The organism is Rubrivivax sp. JA1055 (assembly GCF_020966565.1).
GTDB lineage: Bacteria > Pseudomonadota > Gammaproteobacteria > Burkholderiales > Burkholderiaceae_C > Rubrivivax > Rubrivivax benzoatilyticus.
In genome coordinates this window covers 118,271-138,198 of the sequence record NZ_JAJKFP010000003.1, presented here as the reverse complement: position 1 = coordinate 138,198, position 19,928 = coordinate 118,271, and the positions used below count along the sequence as shown (strand labels likewise).

At 73.4% G+C, this 19,928-nt stretch carries 14 protein-coding genes; 6 read left to right on the top strand and 8 right to left on the bottom strand.

Going from position 1 to position 19,928, the window contains the following annotated elements; all coding sequences use genetic code 11:
* Positions 1-3: 3 nt before the first annotated feature.
* The 3 genes from LOC65_RS06225 to LOC65_RS06215 all read left to right on the top strand — a co-directional run bounded on the left by LOC65_RS06225 (position 4) and on the right by LOC65_RS06215 (position 2,931).
* Positions 4-1,182, top strand: coding sequence for a LysM peptidoglycan-binding domain-containing protein (locus LOC65_RS06225; protein WP_029718598.1), 1,179 nt, complete (start codon positions 4-6; stop codon positions 1,180-1,182).
* 152 nt (positions 1,183-1,334) lie between these two features.
* A complete protein-coding gene (gene dprA / locus LOC65_RS06220) occupies positions 1,335-2,432 on the top strand; it encodes a DNA-processing protein DprA (protein WP_230246951.1) in 1,098 nt (365 codons plus the stop codon).
* Positions 2,433-2,478: 46 nt separating this feature from the next.
* On the top strand, positions 2,479-2,931 hold the full coding sequence (locus LOC65_RS06215) for a DUF494 domain-containing protein (RefSeq protein ID WP_009856464.1): 453 nt from the start codon (positions 2,479-2,481) through the stop codon (positions 2,929-2,931).
* A 72-nt stretch (positions 2,932-3,003) separates the two neighbouring features.
* On the opposite strand, the gene LOC65_RS06210 is transcribed toward LOC65_RS06215, so the two are convergent.
* Genes LOC65_RS06210 through LOC65_RS06185 form a run of 6 tightly spaced genes read right to left on the bottom strand, consistent with a single transcriptional unit; the run spans position 3,004 to position 12,434 of the window.
* Positions 3,004-5,337, bottom strand: coding sequence for a DUF1631 family protein (locus LOC65_RS06210; RefSeq protein WP_230246950.1), 2,334 nt, complete (start codon positions 5,335-5,337; stop codon positions 3,004-3,006).
* Between the two features lie 49 nt (positions 5,338-5,386).
* Positions 5,387-6,421 carry a protein translocase subunit SecF gene (secF, locus tag LOC65_RS06205; RefSeq protein ID WP_009856463.1) on the bottom strand — a complete coding sequence of 345 codons (1,035 nt, stop codon included), beginning with the start codon at positions 6,419-6,421 and terminating at the stop codon, positions 5,387-5,389.
* A 9-nt stretch (positions 6,422-6,430) separates the two neighbouring features.
* On the bottom strand, positions 6,431-8,335 hold the full coding sequence (gene secD, locus LOC65_RS06200; protein ID WP_009856462.1) for a protein translocase subunit SecD: 1,905 nt from the start codon (positions 8,333-8,335) through the stop codon (positions 6,431-6,433).
* Between the two features lie 54 nt (positions 8,336-8,389).
* The gene (yajC, locus tag LOC65_RS06195; RefSeq protein ID WP_009856461.1) at positions 8,390-8,713 is read right to left on the bottom strand and encodes a preprotein translocase subunit YajC; all 324 of its coding nucleotides are present in this window, start codon (positions 8,711-8,713) and stop codon (positions 8,390-8,392) included.
* Positions 8,714-8,764: 51 nt separating this feature from the next.
* On the bottom strand, positions 8,765-11,941 hold the full coding sequence (locus tag LOC65_RS06190; RefSeq protein ID WP_230246949.1) for a VanZ family protein: 3,177 nt from the start codon (positions 11,939-11,941) through the stop codon (positions 8,765-8,767).
* A gap of 58 nt (positions 11,942-11,999) precedes the next feature.
* A complete protein-coding gene (locus LOC65_RS06185) occupies positions 12,000-12,434 on the bottom strand; it encodes a hypothetical protein (RefSeq protein ID WP_009856700.1) in 435 nt (144 codons plus the stop codon).
* Positions 12,435-12,677: 243 nt separating this feature from the next.
* Between LOC65_RS06185 and LOC65_RS06180 the strand changes: the two genes are divergently transcribed.
* The 3 genes from LOC65_RS06180 (at position 12,678) to LOC65_RS06170 (ending at position 16,526) form a co-directional block, all read left to right on the top strand.
* Positions 12,678-13,820 carry a hypothetical protein gene (locus LOC65_RS06180; protein ID WP_230246948.1) on the top strand — a complete coding sequence of 381 codons (1,143 nt, stop codon included), beginning with the start codon at positions 12,678-12,680 and terminating at the stop codon, positions 13,818-13,820.
* Positions 13,817-15,532, top strand: coding sequence for an asparagine synthetase B (locus LOC65_RS06175; protein WP_009855950.1), 1,716 nt, complete (start codon positions 13,817-13,819; stop codon positions 15,530-15,532). The genes LOC65_RS06180 and LOC65_RS06175 overlap by 4 nt, the downstream gene beginning before the upstream one ends.
* A 367-nt stretch (positions 15,533-15,899) precedes the next feature.
* Positions 15,900-16,526, top strand: a complete 627-nt coding sequence (locus LOC65_RS06170; RefSeq protein ID WP_230246947.1) for a transposase — start codon at positions 15,900-15,902, stop codon at positions 16,524-16,526.
* A gap of 156 nt (positions 16,527-16,682) precedes the next feature.
* Here the strand turns inward: LOC65_RS06170 and LOC65_RS06165 are convergent, their stop codons facing one another.
* Both LOC65_RS06165 and LOC65_RS06160 read right to left on the bottom strand, forming a co-directional pair.
* A complete protein-coding gene (locus tag LOC65_RS06165) occupies positions 16,683-17,930 on the bottom strand; it encodes a pyridoxal-dependent decarboxylase, exosortase A system-associated (protein WP_230246946.1) in 1,248 nt (415 codons plus the stop codon).
* A 9-nt stretch (positions 17,931-17,939) separates the two neighbouring features.
* Positions 17,940-19,757, bottom strand: coding sequence for an acyl-CoA ligase (AMP-forming), exosortase A system-associated (locus tag LOC65_RS06160; RefSeq protein WP_230246945.1), 1,818 nt, complete (start codon positions 19,755-19,757; stop codon positions 17,940-17,942).
* Positions 19,758-19,928 lie beyond the last annotated feature (171 nt).

Here is a 19,928-nt window from a genome sequence, read left to right as displayed (position 1 = left end):
CCCATGAGCCGTCCGAGGCCGATGAAGATCACGCGCTGGGCAGCGCTGGCCACGCGGGCCGCCGTCGCCGCAGGTGTCGCCGCTGCCCTGCCGGCGCTCGCTGCACCGAACTATCCCGTGACGCCCGGGCAGCGCGACACCGCGCGCCAGGTCGCCCAGGCCGGCGTGCCGCTGTCGGAGCTGGCGCCCGACGCGCCGGACTCGCACGTCGTGCAGCGCGGCGACACGCTGTGGGACATCTCCAAGCTGTTCCTGAAGAGCCCGTGGCGCTGGCCCGAGCTCTGGGGCATGAATCTCGACCAGATCCGCAACCCGCACCTGATCTACCCCGGCCAGGTGCTGGTGCTGGTCAAGCGCGACGGCCGCGCGACGCTGCAGATCGGCCAGTCGATGACCGCCGACCCGCAGACCGTGCGCCTGTCGCCGCGCGTGCGTGCCGAGCTGCTGGACAACGGCGCCATCGCCGCCATCCCGCTGCACCTGATCGGCCCGTTCCTGAACGAGGCCGTGGTCTTCGACACCGACGAGCTCGAGCGGGCGCCGCGCATCGTCGCGACCCAGGAAGGCCGCGTGCTGCTGTCGCGCGGCGAGACCGCCTACGTACTCGGCGACCTCGGCGGCGCGCGCGAGTTCCGCGTGTTCCGCCAGCCGCAGCCGCTGCGCGACCCGGTGACGCGCGAGATCCTCGGCTACGAGGCGCGTTACGTCGGCACCGCCGACTACGTGCGCCCGGGCAGCGAGCAGTCGGACGCCGACAGCAAGGCGCGCGTCGTGCCGGCGAGCTTCGTCGTGACCACGATCCGCATGGAAGCCGGCGTCGGCGACCGCCTGTCGCCGGTGCCGCAGCGCGAGCTGACGGCCTACGCGCCGCACGCGCCGGCGGTGCCGGTCGACGGCCGCATCGCGTCGATCTACGGCGAGGCGCTGTCGGCCGGGCAGAACCAGATCGTCGCGCTGAACAAGGGCCGCCGCGACGGCCTGGAGCGTGGCCACGTGCTGGCGCTGTGGCGCGCCGGGCGTGCCGACTTCGACACCACCAGCGGCGGCAAGACGCCGATCCAGCTGCCCGACGAACGCCACGGGCTGCTCTTCGTCTTCAGCGTCTTCGAGCGCGTGTCCTACGCGCTGATCGTCAACGTGAAGGACCCGGTGAAGCCGGGCGACCGCTTCACGGCACCGTGAGCGCGCCGGCAGGCGCGTTAGGCGCCTCCCCCCGCGAAGCCGGGCGCCGCCAGCGGGCCGGCCGGGCCGCAGCAGCCACCGGTTCGCGTCGACACCGCGGCACGGCGAAGGCCGCGCCGGGCCGCATCGAGGCCTGAGACCGCCGCCCGCCGATGGCTGCCCCGGACGACTTCGACGCCTGGTTCCGGCTGCTGCAGACGCCGGGGCTGGGGCGTGAAGGCGCGCGGAGGCTGCTGGCGGCCTTCGGCAGCCCGGAGGCCGTGCTGGCGGCCTCGCCGGCGGCGCTGACCGAACTGGGCGGCCCGACACTGGCGGCGACGATGGCGCGGCCGGCGCCCGAATGCGAGGCCCGGCTGGCCGCCGCCCGCGCCTGGCTGGCCGGAGAGACGCTGCGCCACGCGATCACGCTCGGCGACCCGGCCTATCCTCCCTTGCTGCTGCAGACCGCCGATCCGCCGCTGCTGCTGTACGTGCAGGGCCGCACCGAGCTGCTGGCGGCGGAGTCGGTGGCCATCGTCGGCAGCCGCGAGGCGACGCCGCAGGGCCTGGCCAACGCCCGCGAGTTCGCGCGCGGCCTCGGCGAGGCGGGGCTGACCATCGTCTCCGGGCTGGCCGCCGGCATCGACGGCGCCGCGCACGAAGGCGCGCTCGCCGCCGGCGCAGCAACCGTCGCCGTCGTCGGCACCGGCCCCGACCGCGTCTACCCGGCGCGGCACAAGGCACTGGCGCGGCGCATCGCCGAGACCGGCGCGATCGTCAGCGAGTACGACCCCGGCACACCGGTGCTGCCCGAGCACTTCCCGCAGCGCAACCGCATCATCGCGGCGCTGGCGCGCGGCACGCTGGTCGTCGAGGCGGCGCCGCGTTCGGGCTCGCTGATCACCGCCCGCCTGGCCGCCGAGGCCGGGCGCGAGGTGTTCGCGGTGCCGGGTTCGATCCACTCGCCGCAGTCACGCGGCTGCCACGCGCTGATCCGCCAGGGCGCGATGCTCGTCGAGGGTGTCGACGACGTGCTGGAGGTCCTGCGCGGCACACCCCCGGCCGCCGCGCTGTCGGCCGTGCCGGACGCCGACACCCCGGCCGATCCGGTGCTCGCCGCGCTCGGCCACGAGCCGGCGACGCTGGACGCGCTGCTCGCGCGCACCGGCTGGCCGACGGCCGAACTGAGTGCCCGGCTGCTCGAACTGGAGCTCGACGGACAACTCGCGCGGCTGCCGGGCGGACTTTTCCAACGCCGCGTCGCGGGCTGAAGGCCGGCCGCCGGCGCCCGCCGCCCCCCTGCGTTATAGTGGGTTCATGTTCGACGTCCTCGTGTACCTCTACGAGAACTACTGGCGGCCGGACGCCTGTCCCGAGCCCCAGCAGCTCCAGCGAAAGCTGTCGGCCGTCGGCTTCGAGACCGAGGAAATCCAGGAAGCGCTGCGCTGGCTCGAAGGTCTGGCGCACAGCGCCGACACCAGCGTCGGCAGCGCCGCGGCCGGCAGCCTGCGCGTCTACACCGAGAACGAGCGCGACCTGCTCGGCGAAGAGTCGATCGGCTTCATCTGCTTCCTCGAGTCGGCCGGCGTGCTGCCGGCCCCGATGCGCGAGATGGTCATCGACCGCGCCAGCGCCGTCGGCAGCGGCCCGATCGGCCTGGAAGACCTGAAGATCATCGTGCTGATGGTCTTCTGGAGCCTGGGCGAGGAGCCCGACGCGCTGATCCTCGACGAGCTCTTCGTCGCCGCCGAAGACCGGCTGATCCACTGAGCCCGGACGTGCGAGGCCGGAAGGCCTTGCGCGCCAGGCTCAGCCCCGAGCGCGGCCGCCCTTTCCGAACCCTCAGTTCAGCAGCCGCGACGCGTCGACGTCGAGCTTGGCCAGCGCGCTGCGCGTGGCGCGCACCGTCAGCGCCTCGTCCTGCGCCGGCAGCAGCAGCCCGGCCTGCAGGTACGACGCCAGCCGCTGCTGCTGGAACAGCACGCAGCGGCCCTGCGCGCTGACGAACAGCGACAGCTGCCGGCGCATGCCCTGCCAGGCCAGCTGCACCGCCTCGTGCCGCTCGCGGTACTCGAGCATGAACCAGCTGCCGACCTGCAGCTCGCGCGCCCAGGCCAGCATCGCCGGCGTCGGCATCGAGCCGCCGTCGAGCACGACCTCGAGGTCGGCGCTCTGGTGGCCCGACAGGTCGAGCACCATCGACTCGTCGATGCGCACGTCCTCGGCGTCGGGCAGCAGCTCCTCCAGCGTCTCCAGCCGCTCCATCAGCTCGCGCAGGCGGTCGTCGGGGATCGCCGCCGTCTTCGCGGTGAAGGCCGCGGCCAGCGAGTTGTTCAGCTGCTGGATCTGCTCGTCCTGGCGCTCGGCGTCCATGCCGGCCGAGGCCATGCCCTCGCGCAGCGACTTCAACAGCGGCGGCAGGCGGCGGATGACCTCGGCGCGCTCCTCGCGCGTGACCTTGGCGCTGGCCGACCAGATCAGGTCGGCCGCGGCGCGCTTCATCGTGCGTGTCTCCTGCCCCTGGGCGCCGTAGCGCACGGCGGTCGTCGCCAGCACGTCGGCCCAGACGTGGAACAGGAACTGGCGCACGCCCTCCTGCACCGGCATGTCGTTGAGCATGCGGCGCAGCTCGATCGTGTACTGGATCGCCAGCGTCTCGCGCTGCTCGACCTGCTGCGCCAGCGAGACGCCGTGCCGCGTGGCCTCGTTCTCGTTGCGGAAGTAGTGCTCGAGGAACTTCTCGAACTCGGTGAGCACGGTCTGGAAGACGCGCCGGCCGGTGTCCGGGTAGGCCTCGACGACCTGGACGATGCGCTTGATCTCGCGCTCCAGCGCGTCGCCGACCTTCTGCGCCGCGCTGTCGAAGCCCATCACGCAGGCGCCCATGCGGTCGATCAGGCGCCGCGCCGGATGGTCGACGGTGGCGAAGAAGTCGGGCTCGGTGACGGCCACGCGCAGCACCGGCATCTGCAGCCGCGCGAACCACACGCGCATCGCCGCCGGAATGCGCTCCTCGGTCAGGATGCTCTGGAACAGCAGCGCGACGATCTCGATCGTGGCGCGCTCCTCGGGCGTGGCCGCGGCCTTCTTCAGCTGCTGCTTGCGCTGCTGGATGTCTTCCAGCATCACCGGCGTGGTGACCATCGGCTCGGCGTCGGCGGCCGTCGTCGTCATGCGCTGGCGGATGCCGGCCTCGGCGGTGTCGATCGCACGCGCCAGCCCGGGCGACAGCGCCTGCGCCCGCGTCGAGTTGCCGAACGCCGGCACCTGGCGGCCGACCAGCCGGTTGAGCCGGCCGAGCACCGCCTCGGCATGGTCGCGCCCGCGCGCCAGCGGCGCGGCGCGCGTCATCATGCGCGTCTCCTCGCCGACACCGCGCATCAGCCCGCTGCCCAGCCCGTAGGCCGACGGCGGGCCCGACGCCGGCAGCTGGCCGAAACCCGAGCCCGGGCCGGCGTCGGCGCGGCCTGCGCCCCCCCCGTCGCTGACGGCATAGCCGGCAGGCAGCGCGCCGGGGTGCGTGCGCGAGCGCCGGATGAACGGCCGCAGGTCGACCTCGGGCAGCACGCCGTGCTCGGCGAGCCAGCGGTTGGTCTCGTGGTAGGCCTCCTCGACGAGCAGCGCGAACTCCTCGTGCAGCACCGGCTGCAGTTCGCGCCACGAGGCCAGCGTCTGGCCCGACGAGCGCCAGGCCTCGAAGACGATGCGCGCCAGCACGTGGGCGCGCAGCATGTCGTGGGCGTCGAGCTCGTTGCGCCCTTCCAGGTGGGCGACGCGCGACCGCAGGTCGGCGAACTCCCAGGACGCGCGGTCCATCATCGCCAGCGCCAGCCGCGAGGTGACGATCTCGAGCTCGATCGTGTCGTCGTCGACCAGCGTCAGCTGGCCCGGCGACATCGACGGCAGGTCACCCAGCCGGGTGGTGGAGCCGCCGTGCAGCAGCGCGTGGCGCAGCCCGTTGACCAGGCCGCGGTGCCAGGACTGCGCGCCGGCGTTCAGGCCCTGCATCATGTCGCGCCGGCGCTGGAACGCGGCGTGTTCGCAGGGCTTCTCGAAGAGGGTGCGGGCGCCGTCGAGCGCGGCCTGCACGAGCGCCGGCAGGCCCTTCACCAGTTCCTCGGTGTACAGGCGCCGGGCCTGGCTCGCGAGGTTGGTGTTGGGGGCGCCGGTCGCCATCGGTCGGTCGTCCGTCTGTGCAAGGCCGCGGGCGGCCGTTGCGTTGACTCTACACCACGGCCCCGGCGTTCGGGTCGTTCGGATCGTTCTCCTTGGCGCTCGTCTTCACCAGATCCTCGCGCTTGACGCCCAGCCACATCGCGATGCCGGCGGCGACGAAGATCGACGAATAGATGCCGAACAGGATGCCGATCGTCAGCGCCATCGCGAAGTAGTGCAGCGTCGGGCCGCCGAAGAACAGCATCGACAGCACCATCATCTGCGTCGAGCCGTGGGTGATGATCGTGCGGCTGGTGGTGCTCGTGATCGCGTGGTCGATGACCTGGGTCGTCGACATCTTGCGCATCTTGCGGAAGGTCTCGCGGATGCGGTCGAAGATGACCACCGACTCGTTCACCGAGTAGCCCAGCACCGCCAGGATCGCCGCCAGCACCGCCAGCGAGAACTCCCACTGGAAGAAGGCGAAGAAGCCCAGGATGATGACCACGTCGTGCAGGTTGGCGATGATGCCGGCGACCGCGAACTTCCACTCGAAGCGGAAGGCCAGGTAGCCCATGATGCCCAGCACCGTGAAGGCCAGCGCCAGCGCGCCGTCGCGCGCCAGCTCGGCGCCGACCGACGGGCCGACGAGTTCGGTGCGCGACAGCTTCAGCGGCTCGCTGCCGTCGGCCACCGAGCACGACGGGCGGCTCACCTGCTCGCCCTGGGGCGTCAGGTACTCCTTGGTCGCGACGCTGCCGCTCTCGGCCTTGCACAGCGCGTCGAAGACGCGGCTGGCGACCTGGTCCTGCTTCTCGCCCTCGCGGATCGGCAGCCGGATCATCACGTCGCGCGAGGTGCCGAAGTTCTGCACCTGGACCTCGCCGAAGCCCAGCGTCTCGACGGCCTGGCGCGTGCGCTCCAGGTCCGCCGGCTGCGAGTAGGCGACCTCGACGACGGTGCCGCCGGTGAACTCGATCGACAGGTGCAGGCCGCGGTGGAAGATGAAGAAGACCGCGGCCAGGAAGGTCAGGAACGAGATGACGTTCAGCGCCAGCGTGTAGCGCATGAACGGGATGTCGCGGCGGAAACGGAAGAACTCCATGACGTCCCCTCAGACCTTGGCGTTTTGCTTGTCTTCGGCGGGCACCGCGGTGCCGCCATTCGGGCGCCAGACCTGGCCGATCGACACCGACTTGAGCTTCTTCTGCCGGCCGTACCAGAGGTTGACCAGGCCGCGCGAGAACATCACCGCCGAGAACATCGAGGTCAGGATGCCCAGGCAGTGCACGACGGCGAAGCCGCGCACCGGGCCGGACCCGAAGGCCAGCAGCGCCAGGCCGGCGATCAGCGTCGTGACGTTGGAGTCCAGGATGGTGCCCCAGGCACGCTCGTAGCCGGCGCTGATCGCCACCTGCGGCGACGCGCCGTGGCGCAGCTCCTCGCGCACGCGCTCGTTGATCAGCACGTTGGCGTCGATCGCCATGCCCAGCACCAGCGCGATGGCGGCGATGCCCGGCAGCGACAGCGTCGCCTGCAGCATCGACAGCACGGCGATCAGCATCAGCAGGTTGAAGCCCAGCGCCAGCGTCGAGAACACGCCGAACAGCATGTAGTAGGCGCACATGAAGACCGCGATCGCGACGAAGCCCCACAGCACGCTGTTGAAGCCCTTGGCGATGTTCTCGGCGCCCAGGCTCGGGCCGATCGCACGCTCCTCGATGATCTCCATCGGCGCGGCCAGCGAGCCGGCGCGCAGCAGCAGCGCCTGGTCGCTCGCCTCCTCGGTCGTCATGCGGCCCGAGATCTGCACCCGGCCGCCGCCGATCTCGGTGCGGATCACCGGCGCGGTGACGACCTCGCCCTTGCCCTTCTCGAAGAGCAGGATGGCCATGCGCTTGCCGACGTTCTCGCGCGTCACGTCCTTGAAGATGCGGGCGCCGCGCGCGTCCAGCGTCAGGTTGACGGTGGGTTCGTTCGTCTGGCCGTCGAAGCCGGGCTGGGCGTCGGTGAGGTTCTCGCCGGTCAGCACGACGTTGCGGTAGACGATGACCGGCTGGCCGCCGCGCTCGAGGAAACGCTCGCTGCCGAACGGCACCGGGCCGGCACCGCGCACGGCGTCGACGGCCTCCTGCGTCTCGTTGACGAGGCGGATCTCCAGCGTCGCGGTGCGGCCGATGATGTCCTTGGCCTTGGCCGTGTCCTGCACGCCGGGCAGCTGGACGACGACGCGGTCCAGGCCCTGCTGCTGGATCACCGGCTCGGCGACGCCGAGCTCGTTGACGCGGTTGTTCAGCGTCGAGATGTTCTGCTTGAGCGCCTGCTCCTGCACACGCGTCGCGGCCTGCGGCTTGAGCGTGCCGACGAGCTTGACGTCGCCGCCGGCGTCGGCCGTCGGCGTCCAGGTCATGTCCTGCAGCTGGTCGGTGAGCAGGTTGCGCGCCTGCTCGGCCAGCGCCGCCTCGCGGAAGCGCACCTCGACGTTGTTGCCTTCGCGGGTGATGCCGGCGTGGCGGATGTTCTTGTCGCGCAGCAGCGTGCGCACGTCACCGGTGACGGCCTCGGCCTTCTTCGTCAGCGCGGCCTTCATGTCGACCTGCATCAGGAAGTGCACGCCGCCACGCAGGTCCAGGCCCAGGTACATCGGCAGCGCGTGGACGCGGGCCATCCACTGCGGCGAACGCGACACCAGGTTCAGCGCCACGACCCAGGTCGGGTCGTTCGGGTCCGGGTTCAGCGCGTGGCTGATCGCGTCCTTGGCCTTGAGCTGGGTGTCGGTGTCGGCGAAGCGCGCGCGCACCGAGGCGCCCTCGAGCTGCACGAAGTCGGCCTGCAGCCCCGCGCTCGACAGGATCTGCTCGACGCGCTGGACCATCGCCGGATCCATCTTGACGGTGGCCTTGCCCGAGGACACCTGCACCGCGGGCGCCTCGCCGTAGAAGTTCGGCACCGTGTAGAGCAGGCCGACCACGAAGGCGAAGGCGAGGATCGCGTACTTCCACCAGGGGTAGCGGTTCATGGAGATTCCTGGACAGCGACGGGGCGCGGCCGCGGCGGCCGCCCGCGGGAGTTCTTACTTGTACGAGCCCTTGGGCAGGACCTGCAGCACCGACACGCGCTGGACCTGCAGCTCGACACCGTCGGCGACCTCGACGTGGATGATGCTGTCGCTGAGCTTGGCGACGCGGCCGATGACGCCGCCGGCGATGACGACCTCGTCGCCCTTGGCCAGGGCCTCGACCATCGCCTTGTGTTCCTTCTGCTTCTTCATCTGCGGACGGATCATGATGAAGTACAGCACCACGAACATCAGCACCAGCGGCAGCAGGCTGAAGAGCGAGGATTCGGCGCCGCCGGCGGGAGCGGCGGCCTGGGCGAAGGCGGAAGAAATGAACACGGCGATCCTTGTGGATGTCTGGAGCCCGCCGGCGCGGGCCAACCGGCAATTCTAGGGTGCGGCTCCGGGCCCTGGCGCAGGCGGGCCCTCGCCGCGCGGGGAGTCGACGGGCGCGGCCGCCGCCAGCCAGGGCAGCAGCAGCGCCAGCAGCAGGAAACGCGGCGTGTCGACCAGCGTGTTGAGCAGGCCGCTGGCGAGCAGCGCGGCCAGCGCGCCCAGCGCCGCCGGCACCGGCGCCAGGCCGCGGCGGCCGCGCGCCAGCGCCGCGCCGGCGGCGGCCAGGATCAGCGCGCCCCAGGCCGCGGCGCCGAACCAGCCCTGGTCGAACAGCACCGCGACCGGCAGGCTGTGCACGTGCCACGGCGGGTCGATGTCGGTGGCGAAGAACCAGCGCGCCAGCCCCTGGGCGAAGCCGCCGTTGGCCAGGTGCTCGGTGCCGGCGGCGTCGCGCAGCGACAACTCCCCGACGTCCAGCGCCGGCGCCCGGGCCGGCGTCAGCAGCGACAGCTTCAGCGGCAGCGCGCCCGGCGGCACCGCCAGCGTCGCCGTCGCACGCGCCCAGCCGCCGGGGGCCGGCGTGTCGGCGGCGGCCTCCAGCGTCGCCTGGCTGCAGTCGCGCGAGCTCAGCATCGACTTGCGGCACAGCGTGACGGCCAGCGCCAGCGGCCCCTCGGTGCGCCGCAGCGCCGCCGACAGCACCAGCTCGCGCGCGTCGCCCGGGTCGACGATCTGCTCGACGTACAGCGTCGCGCCCGGCGCCAGCCGCAGGAAGCCGCGACCGCCCTCGGGCTGCCAGGCGTGGCGCGCGGCGTGCACCGGCTCGCGGCTGCCCCAGTAATGCAGGTCCGGGTAGCGCCCCGGGCCGGCGCCGAACAGCGCCGACGCGAGCCCCGGGCCGCGCAGCTCCAGCGCGTCGGCCCAGTGCGCCTGGCGCGTGGCGAGGTCCTGGCCGCTGCGGCCCAGGCGCTCCTGCGCGTAGGGGCCGAGCAGCACCGGCAGCGCCGCGGCGGCGGTCAGCGCCAGCGCCGCCGCGGCCAGCCCGCGCCGGCCGCGCGGCGTGCCGCGGCCCGACAGCGCCAGCGCCGCAGTGACCGCCAGCGCCAGCGCGCCGGCCACCCAGCCGTTGCGCGAGTACGTCACCGCCAGCGCGTAGCCGCCGGCGGCCAGCAGCAGCACGCCGGCGGCGCGCGCGGCCGGCCGGCGCGCCTGCAGCGTCGCCGCCAGCACGAAGGCCAGCGCCATGGCGAGGTAGCACTCGACGTAGGCGCCGCCGCGGTGCATCGCCGAGAACGGCCCGGTGACGCGGTAGCCGGCGGCGAAGTCCAGCAGCCCGGCGAAGGCCGACCGTTCGGCGACGATCCAGGCCACCGTCAGCGCCAGCCCGGCGGCCATGCCGGCGCCGAAGGCCGTCGCCCGCGCCGCGCCGTCGCGCTCCAGCCGGCGCCACAGCCAGACCACCAGCCAGGCCTCGACACCGCCCTTCAGGATGCGCAGCGTGTTCACCGGGCTGGTGAAGCTCCACCAGTCGCCGGCGGCCGGCAGCGACAGCGGCCACAGCGCGCGCAGGCCCGAGATCGTGAACGACAGCGCGAGCAGCACGAAGGCCAGCGCCACGGCGGCCGGCGCGCGCCCGCCCGCCGCCGGCCGCGGCACACGCGCCGCGGCCACGGCCACGCAGGCCAGCAGCAGCAGGTCGAATTCGTCGACGAACACGCGCCCGGTCCAGGGCGCCAGGTCCAGCACCGGCAGCGCCGCCGGGATCAGCGCCAGCGCCAGCAGCGGCCGCCAGGCCACCGCCGCGGCCGCCGCGGCCAGGCCGATGGCCAGCGCCGCCGCGAACGGCTGGAACAGCAGCGCCAGCCCCAGCAGCGGTGGCAGCGCCAGCCAGGGCCAGCGCGGCGCCCGCGCCGGCACCGCCATGGCGGTCGGCGCGCCGCCCTCCCCGGACGCAGGCGCCGGCGCGGCTTTCGGCGCCTCGGCCAGCAGGCGCAGCAGCGTGTGCAGCAGCCAGGCCGCCGCCGGCGCGATCAGCAGGTTGGTCGGGTCGGGGTGGCGGCCGCCGCCGAGAAACAGCTTGCCCGCCTCGACCAGCGCCACCGCGGCCAGCACCCACAGCGCCGCGGCACGCGCCGGCCGACCCCAGGCCCAGGCCAGCGCGGCCAGCGGCAGATAGGCCAGCGCGACGCCGAGCGCGCTCTGCAGTGCCAGCGCCTCGGTCGTGTAGTAGTGGTAGTAGAACGGCAGCAGCCGCAGCTCGCGCCAGGACTGCGCCGCCCCGTCGAGGCCGTGCCACGGGCCGGCCAGCCAGCCGTTGACGGCCGCCAGCAGCGGCAGCCAGGCGACGACGACCGCCGGCGTGAAGCGCCGCAGCAGCGCCGCAACCGCGGGCGCGCCGCCGGCGGCCAGGCGCGGCGCCAGCGCGGCGCCGGCGGCAAAACCCGCCGCGCGTGCCAGCACCGAGGCCCCCTGGCTGACGCCCGAGGCCAGCAGCAGCTGCGCCACCTCCAGCACCAGCCCGACCGCGGCGCCCGCCGCCGCGGCCGCCGCCGGCCGCGCGCGCCAGCGCAGCGCCAGCAGCCAGCCCAGCGGCGCGGCCATCGCCGCCTCCACGGCCAGCTTCAGCGCCGCCATCGGCGCGTGGTCGGTCGCCGCGAACAGCCAGCCGCACTGGCCGGAGCGCAGCTTGTCGGCCAGCTCGGCCGGCGACAGCAGCAGGTCATAGGGGAACAGCGCCAGCGCCACCCAGGCCAGCGCGTACAGCTCCAGCAGCCGCGGCCCCCAGACCGGCAGGCCACCGGCCAGGCCAGCGCGCAGCCGGCCCGCCGCCGCCAGCGCCAGCGGCGCCAGCACGATGCCCAGCCCGGCGCCGATGAACTCGGCCAGCAGGTCGTTCTGCGACACCGTGCGCGGCGGGAAGAAGAGCTGGGCGAACTCCACCGCCACCGCCAGCGCGGCCACCACGACGAAGGCCAGCCAGGGCGCCGCGCCACCGCCGCGCAGCGCCCGCGCCGACGCCGCCGCGAGCACGCCCAGCGGCAGGTAGAGCACGCCGTTGGCCACCCAGTCGGCGCGCGAGGCGACGTCCAGGTCGAGGAAGGGGATGCGCGAGAAGCGCGCCAGCGCGTCGGCGGGCGCCAGCGGCACGAAGTCCAGCGGCACCAGGCTGCCGTAGACGACGAAGAAGGCGTAGGCGGCGCAGGCCGCGATCAGACGGGAACGGTCGGACATTCGGGCCGCCGGGGGCCGCGGGGGACAGCGGGCGCCGAAGGCGGCCGCAGGATAGCCGTCAGCAGCCGGACTGGCCTTCCTTGACGGTCACGCTGGTGATCGTCGCCTGGTCGGACACCAGGGTGTACGTGCCACCGTTGGCACGGCAGACCGCCCAGGAGTAGGTGGCCGACGGGCCGTAGTTGTGCACCAGCAGCGTGTTGCTGCCACGATCCGTCAGGCTCCAGGTCCCGACCGGCGTACTGGGGTCCACCGGGTCGTTCGGGCCTTTCTTGTAGTCGATCAGCGCGCCCGACGTGTTGGTGGTGCCGCCCTGATGGAACTCCTGCCAGCGGTCACCGCCGCTGACCGCACACAAGGTGTTGCCCGCGATCTGGGCACGGATCTGAAGCTGGTTCAGCCGCGTCTGGCCGGCAGGACAGCTCTGCGCCGACACCGCCGCCGCGGCCAGCAGCAAGACCCCGGCGACGGCGCACTTGGACGATCTGGACATGCGAACCCCCTCGTTGCGGACCGCGGCAGTCTACGGTGGCCGGCATCGGCGTGGCAGGCTGCGCCACCCCCGGAAAGCGGGGCCCGCCGCGGGCGGTTCGTGCAGAACGCACGCGCCCCCCTGGCTACACTGCCCCGCGCCCCACGCCGGTGCTCCCGGCCGGGGCCGCCTTTGCCCGAGATGCACCCGGTCCCGCCCTTTCGCCGCCCCCGCCCGTGCCCGCCGCGGCCCGACCGCCGGCGCGTGCTCGCCGCGATCGCGGCCGGTGCCGCGCTGCCGGTGCTGGCCGCCGGCCCGGCGCCGCTGCGTGTCGGCCCGGGGCGCACGTTCGAGCGCATCGCCGACGCCGCACGCGCCGCGCGCGACGGCGACGTCGTCGAGGTCGACGCCGGCGAGTACCGCGGCGACGTCGCCGTCTTCACCCAGCGCCGGCTGACGCTGCGCGCCGCCGGCGGCCGCGTGCGCCTGGTCGCCGACGGCCGCGCCGCCGAGGACAAGGCGATCTGGGTGATGCGCGGCGGCGACTTCGAGGTCGAGGGCTTCGACTTCGAGGGCTGCCGCGTCGACGGCCGCAACGGCGCCGGCATCCGCTTCGAGCGCGGCCGCCTCGTCGCCCGCGACTGCGGTTTCTTCGCCAACGAGATGGGGCTGCTGACCGGCAACGACCCCGAGGCCGAGCTCGCCGTCGAGGGCTGCGAGTTCGCGCGCAACCTGCGCCCCGACGGCCACAACCACCAGCTCTACGCCGGCCGCATCGGCTCGCTGCTGGTGCGCGGCTGCTGGCTGCACCACGGCACCATCGGCCACCTGCTGAAGAGCCGCGCGGCGCTGAACCGCGTGCTGCACAACCGCCTCACCGACGAGCCGGGCGGGCGCTCCAGCTACGAGCTGGAGTTCCCCGACGGCGGCGTCGCGCTCGTCGTCGGCAACGTCGTGCAGCAGAGCGCGGCCACCGAGAACCCGATCCTGGTCTCGTTCGGCGCCGAGGGCTACCGCGGCCCGCGCCACGCGCTGGTGATGGTGCACAACACGCTGGTCGACGAGCGTGGCGGCGGCAGCCGCTTCCTGCGCGTGGCGCCCGGCGCGGCGGTCGAGCTGCGGGCGCTGAACAACCTGCTGTGCGGCGACGCCGAGGCGCTGGAGGCCGCCGGCCCCGGCGAGTACCGCCACAACCCGCGCGTCGACCGCCGCGCCTTCGCCGACGCGGCGGCCCGGGACTACCGCCCGGCCAGCGCGCGCGCCGTGCCCGCCGACGCCGTCGACAGCGGCCGCTTCGACGGCCAGGCGCTCGCGCCGCGATTCGAATACCGACACCCCTGCAGGCTGGCGCCGCTGGACGGCGCCGCGCGCCGCCCCGGCGCCCTGCAGCAGCCCGCCCACGCATGATCACGACCACCACGCTGCCGCTCGCCCGGCGCGCGCCCGACCACGAACTCGCCGTCGGCGAGCCCCGCTTCGCCGACCCGCAGCTCGCCGAGCTGGCGCGCCGCGACGGCCAGGCCGCCGCCTGGCACCGCGCCGCGGCGACCATCGACGGCCTGGACGGCGCGGTGCGTGCCGCCGCCGGCGTCGACGGCCCGTTCGCCGTCGGCCTGGCCGACGCGCGCGGCCGCGTCTTCCTCGCCGTCGACCGTTTCGCCGTGCGTTCGCTGTGCTGGCGCCTGGTCGGCGGGCGGCTGCTGTTCGCCGAGCGTGCCGACGCGCTGGCCGCCGCCGAGCCGGCGGCGCCGCTGTCGTCGCAGGCGATCTACGACTACCTCTATTTCCACGCCATCCCGTCGCCGCACACCGTGTTCCAGGGCGTGTTCCGCCTGCCGCCGGGGCATTGCGCCTGGTACGACGGGCAGACGCTGGAGATCCGGCGCTACTGGGAGCCGCGTTTCGAGGAGCCGGCCGCGCCCGACTTCGACGCGCTGGCACGCGGCTTCCGCAGCCGGCTGCGCGAGGCGGTGGCCGGCGAGCTGGACGGCAGCAAGCCCGGCTGCTTCCTCTCGGGCGGCACCGACAGCTCGACGGTGGCCGGCATGATCAAGGACATCGCCGGGCGCGCCGCCACCTACTCGATCGGCTTCGAGGCCGAGGGCTACGACGAGATGGCCTTCGCGCGCATCGCCGCCAAGCGTTTCGGCACCGAGCACCACGAGTACTACGTGACGCCGGCCGACCTGGTGCGCAGCATCCCCGAGGTGGCGCGCCACTACGACCAGCCGTTCGGCAACTCGTCGGCGCTGCCGGCGTACTACTGCGCGAAGATGGCCCGCGAGGACGGCGTCACGCGGCTGCTGGCCGGCGACGGCGGCGACGAGCTCTACGGCGGCAACGCGCGCTACGCCAAGCAGCGCATCTTCGGCTGGTACGACACCGTGCCGGGCGTGCTGCGCCGCGGGCTGCTGGAGCCGCTGCTGGAGGGCACGCCGATCGGCGCGCTGCCGCTGGCGCGCAAGGGCCGCAGCTACGTCGAGCAGGCCAAGGTGCCGCTGCCCGACCGCATGCAGATGTACAACCTGCTGCTGCGCCTGGGCACGGCCGACGTCTTCACGCCCGACTTCCTGGCCCAGGTCGACGCCGAGGAGCCGCTGCGCCACCAGCGCGCCGTCTGGCGCGAGGCCGGCGAGGCCGGCGCCCTCAACCGCATGCTGGCCTACGACTGGCGCTACACGCTGGCCGAGAGCGATCTGCCCAAGGTCTGCGGCAGCACCTCGCTGGCCGGCGTGGCCGTCGCCTTCCCGTTCCTGGAGCGCGGCGTCGTCGACTTCTCGCTGGCCCTGCCCACCGAGTACAAGCTCAAGGGGCTGAAGCTGCGCTGGTTCTTCAAGGAGGCGCTGCGCGGCTTCCTGCCCGACGAGATCCTCACGAAGAAGAAGCAGGGCTTCGGCCTGCCCTTCGGCGTCTGGGCCACGCGCGACCCGGCGCTGAAGGCCTTCGCCACCGACACCCTGCAGTCGCTGGCAGGCCGCGGCATCGTGCGCCGCGAGTTCATCGAGACCCTGCTCGCCGACAGGCTGCCGGCGCACCCCGGCTACTACGGCGAGATGGTGTGGATCCTGATGATGATGGAGCAGTGGCTGCAGGGGCAGGCGGGGCGGCGGGTCGCCTAGGGGCGGTCGGCCGCGACCACCGCCGGAAGCCCGATAAAGCCCGAAAGCCCGGGGTCAGAAAGCCCGGGGTCAGGTCTCACAAGACCTGACCCCGTCTTCCGTCTTCTGCGCGAAAGCTGGGGTCAGAAAGCCCGGGGTCAGGTCTCGCAAGACCTGACCCCGTCTTCTGCGGGTCGCGCGCAGCCCGTGGTCTGGGTCACGAAAGCTGGGGTCGCGTGCCCGGGGTCAGGTCTTGTGAGACCTGACCCCGTCTTCCGTCTTCTGCGCGAAAGCTGGGGTCAGGTCTTGTGAGACCTGACCCCAGCCCCCCCTGCGGGTGCCCCCAACGCGGCTGGAATCGGCACTGCGGCCGCGGCACCCTCGCGCCATGGCACGCCCGCTGCGCATCGAGTTTCCCGGCGCCACCTACCACCTGACCAGCCGCGGCAACCGTCAGGAGCCGATCTACCGCGACGACGCCGACCGCCGCATCCACCTCGCCGTGCTCGGCGACGCGGCGCGGCGCTTCGACGTCGCCGTGCTGGCCTACTGCCAGATGGGCAACCATGTCCATCTCGTCGCGCAGACCCGCGAGGCCAACCTGTCGCGCTTCATGCGCCACCTGAACGGCGTCTACACGCAGCGCTTCAACCGACGTCACAGGATCTCGGGCCACCTGTTCCAGGGCCGCTTCGGCGCATCGCTGGTCAACCGCGACGACTACCTCGTCACCGCCTGCCGCTACATCGAACGCAATCCGGTGGCATGCGGCCTGGTGGTCCATCCCGCCGACTGGCGCTGGTCCAGTTGCCGGGCCCACCTGGGCCTGGAGCCGGCGCCCGACTGGCTGGATGACGATGGTCTCCAGGCTTTCCTGCTGGGGCGTGCGCCGGCGAGCGAGGACGAGCGCTGGCAGGCGCGTGCGCTGTACGCGCAACTCGTCGGGCAGCCCGTGACGCGACCGGCCGCGAAAGCTGGGGTCACGAAAGCTGGGGTCAGGTCTCACGAGACCTGACCCCGTCCGTTGGCGGCGCTGGAACCTAGAAACCTGGGGCCAGGTCTTATGAGACCTGACCCCGTTCGGCAGCGGCGGCGCAAGCTGGGGTCAGGTCTTGAGAGACCTGACCCCGCCCCCTGACCCCAGCCCCCCCAGAGAGACCTGACCCCGCCGTTAGACGAGCACCTCGGTGACGGGGGCGTGGCCGAGGAAGGCCTGCGGGCTGGCGCTGGCGCCGTAGGCGCCGGACTGGAAGACGACGACGAGGTCGCCGACGTCGGCCGGGGGCAGGCTCATGCGGTCGGCCAGCAGGTCCAGCGGGGTGCACAGCGGGCCGACGGCGGTGGCGGTCTCGCGGGCCTCGTCGCCGAGGCGGTTGCCCACCGTCACCGGATAGTTCTTGCGCACCACCTGGCCGAAGTTGCCGCTGGCCGCGAGGTGGTGGTTCAGGCCGCCGTCGCAGACCAGGAAGACCTGCCCGCGCGACAGCTTGCGGTCGACGACCCGCGTGACATAGACGCCGGCCTCGCCGACGAAGTAGCGGCCGAGCTCGATGACGAGGCTGGCCTCGGGCAGCTCGGTGCGCGCACGCTCGGCCAGCGCCTGCAGGTTGGCGCCGATCGGCGCCAGGTCCAGCCGGGTCTCGCCGGGGAAGTACGGGATGCCGAAACCGCCACCCAGGTTCAGGAAACGCACCGGCGCCGGCGCGTGCGCGGCCAGCCGCAGCGCGAGCTCGTAGGACTGGCGCTGGGCCTCGCAGATCGCCTCGGCGCGCAGGTTCTGCGAGCCGGCGAACAGGTGGAAGCCCTCGAACGCCAGCCCCAGCTCGCCGATGCGCGCCAGCAGCGCCGGCACGCGGTCGGCGTCGACGCCGAACTGTTTCGCGCCGCCCCCCATGCGCATGCCCGAGCCCTTCAGCTCGAAGTCGGGGTTCACGCGCACCGCCACCCGCGCCGGCACGCCGAACTCGGCCGCCGCCGCGGCCAGCACCGCCAGTTCACGCTCGGACTCGACGTTGACCAGCACCCGCGACGCCACCGCCTGGCGCAGCTCGGCGTCGCGTTTGCCCGGCCCGGCGAAGCTGACTTCGGCCGCATCGGCGCCGGCATCCAGCGCCACCTTCAGCTCGCCGCCGGAAGCGACGTCGATGCCGTCGACCAGCCCGGCCATGAAGGCGACCAGCGCCGGCATCGGGTTGGCCTTCATCGCGTAGTGCAGCTTGACGCCGGCCGGCAGCGCCGCGCGCAGCTCGGCGACACGCCGGCGCAGCAGGCCGCGGTCGACCGCGTAGAACGGCGTCGCGCCGACACGCGCGGCCAGCAGGCTCAGGCGCTCGCCGCCGACGACGAGCTCGCCGTCGCGCACCGGGAACTGGTCCATCGGCGCATGCACCGGGACGGCGCGGGGAATCGGTTCGTTCATCTGCGGAGTTCAGCCCTGCCGCTCGAGCCACTGCGTGGCCAGCAGCTTGCGGTCGATCTTGCCGTTGGGGTTGCGCGGCAGCGGGCCGCACGCGGCCTCGACGCCGTGCGGCACCATGTACGCCGGCATGTGCTGCCGGCACTGCGCCAGCAGCGCGTCGCGGTCCAGCGCGTCGCTGCCGTCGGGCGCGGTGGCGATGACCTGGATCGCCTGGCCCAGCGCCGGGTGGTCGACGCCGAAGGCGACGCACTCGCCGACCAGCTTCGTCGCGTACAGCACTTCCTCGACCTCGGTCGGGCTCACCCGGTAGCCCGAGGTCTTCATCATCTCGTCGCGCCGGCCGACGAAGTACAGGAAGCCGTCGGCGTCGCGGCGCACGGTGTCGCCGCTGAAGACCGCGATCTCCGGGATCTGCAGCCCGGCGACACGCCCGCCGATGCCCGCCGGCAGCGGCTTGTAGCGCTCGGCGGTCTTCTCCGGATCGTTCCAGTAGCCCTGGCCGACCAGCGCACCGCGGTGCACCAGCTCGCCGGGCTCGTCGGGCGCGCACTCGCTGCCGTCGTCGCGCAGCACCAGGATCTCGGCGTTGGGGATCGCGCGGCCGATCGAGTCGGGCCGGCGGTCCACCTCCTCGGGCGGCAGGTAGGTCGAGCGGAAGGCCTCGGTCAGGCCGTACATCAGAAACGGCTTGGCACGCGGCACCCGCGCGCGCAGCGCCGCCAGCGTCTCGCGCGGCATGCGCCCGCCGGTGTTGGCGAAGTAGCGCAGCTGCTCGCCGATCGCCTGCGGCCACTCCAGCTGCGTCAGCTGGATGTACAGCGGCGGCACCGCGGTCAGGCCGGTGACCTTCTCGCGTTCCATCGCGCGCAGCACGTCGCGCGGCAGCAGGTAGTTCAGCAGCACCACGCGCGCGCCGGCGTGGAAGGCCGTCGTCAGCTGGCTGAAGCCGGCGTCGAAGGACAGCGGCAGCGCCGCCAGCAGCGTGTCGCCGGCATGGTTCTCCAGGTACGAGGCCACGCTCTTGGCACCGGCCACCATGTTGCGGTGGCTCAGCACCACGCCCTTGGGCCGGCCGGTGGAGCCGCTGGTGTAGAGGATGGCGACGAGGTCGGTGTCGATGACGCGGTGCGGCGCGCGCGCCGGGGCCGACAGCAGCTCGGTCCAGGACAGCACGGTGACGCCGGGAGCGGCGGCGGCAGCAGCGGCAGCGGGGTCAGGTCCCATGAGGACCTGACCCCGGACTTCAGTCGGTGCGGCGGCTGCGGGGTCAGGTCCCGTGAGGACCTGACCCCGGGCTTCGGTCGGTGCGGCGGCGGCGGGGTCAGGTCCCGTGAGGACCTGACCCCGGACTTCGGTCGGTGCGGCGGCGGCGGGGTCAGGTCCCGTGAGGACCTGACCCCGGACCTGACCCCGGCCGTCGGTCAGCACGACGTGGCGCAGCGCCGGCATCTGCGCCAGCACCGGCGCCAGCAGTGCCAGCCGCTCGGGCGAGGTGACGAGCACACGCACGTCGCAGTCGCGGCCGATGTAGGCCACCTGCTCGGGCTTGAGCAGCGGGTTCATCGGCACCATCACGCCGCCGGCGGCCGGCGCGCCGAAGCTGGCGACGACGGTCTCGAAACGCTTCTCCAGGTAGATGCCGACACGCTCGGTGCGCGCCAGCCCCAGGCCGAGCAGCCCGTCGGCGCAGGACCGCACGGCCGCGGCCAGCGCGCCGTAGTCCAGCGTCGAGGCGCCATAGGTCAACGCCGGCCGGCCGGCCGAGCGCGCGGCGGCGGACCAGACGAGTTCGTGCAGCAGCACCGGTTCCGGAACGGGGACGGACATGTCTCGACGACGGTGGCGGGGACCGCGGCGATTGTCCCCGACGCATCCGCCCGCCACGCCGCGCCGCCGACCCCGCATCACGGGGGAAAGCGTGACGCCGTTGGCGCCTGGCGGGCGGTCCATCCCCCCGGTCGAGTGCCGGCCCGCGAGGGACGCCACCCTAGAATCCGG

Excerpts from the sequence above, each read along its gene's own strand:
- LOC65_RS06225 (WP_029718598.1), top strand. The coding sequence starts at position 4 with ATGAGCCGTCCGAGGCCGATGAAGATCACGCGCTGGGCAGCGCTGGCC.
- dprA (WP_230246951.1), top strand. The coding sequence starts at position 1,335 with ATGGCTGCCCCGGACGACTTCGACGCCTGGTTCCGGCTGCTGCAGACG.
- LOC65_RS06215 (WP_009856464.1), top strand. The coding sequence starts at position 2,479 with ATGTTCGACGTCCTCGTGTACCTCTACGAGAACTACTGGCGGCCGGAC.
- LOC65_RS06210 (WP_230246950.1), bottom strand. The coding sequence starts at position 5,337 with ATGGCGACCGGCGCCCCCAACACCAACCTCGCGAGCCAGGCCCGGCGC.
- secF (WP_009856463.1), bottom strand. The coding sequence starts at position 6,421 with ATGGAGTTCTTCCGTTTCCGCCGCGACATCCCGTTCATGCGCTACACG.
- secD (WP_009856462.1), bottom strand. The coding sequence starts at position 8,335 with ATGAACCGCTACCCCTGGTGGAAGTACGCGATCCTCGCCTTCGCCTTC.
- LOC65_RS06190 (WP_230246949.1), bottom strand. The coding sequence starts at position 11,941 with ATGTCCGACCGTTCCCGTCTGATCGCGGCCTGCGCCGCCTACGCCTTC.
- LOC65_RS06185 (WP_009856700.1), bottom strand. The coding sequence starts at position 12,434 with ATGTCCAGATCGTCCAAGTGCGCCGTCGCCGGGGTCTTGCTGCTGGCC.
- LOC65_RS06175 (WP_009855950.1), top strand. The coding sequence starts at position 13,817 with ATGATCACGACCACCACGCTGCCGCTCGCCCGGCGCGCGCCCGACCAC.
- LOC65_RS06170 (WP_230246947.1), top strand. The coding sequence starts at position 15,900 with ATGGCACGCCCGCTGCGCATCGAGTTTCCCGGCGCCACCTACCACCTG.
- LOC65_RS06165 (WP_230246946.1), bottom strand. The coding sequence starts at position 17,930 with ATGAACGAACCGATTCCCCGCGCCGTCCCGGTGCATGCGCCGATGGAC.
- LOC65_RS06160 (WP_230246945.1), bottom strand. The coding sequence starts at position 19,757 with ATGTCCGTCCCCGTTCCGGAACCGGTGCTGCTGCACGAACTCGTCTGG.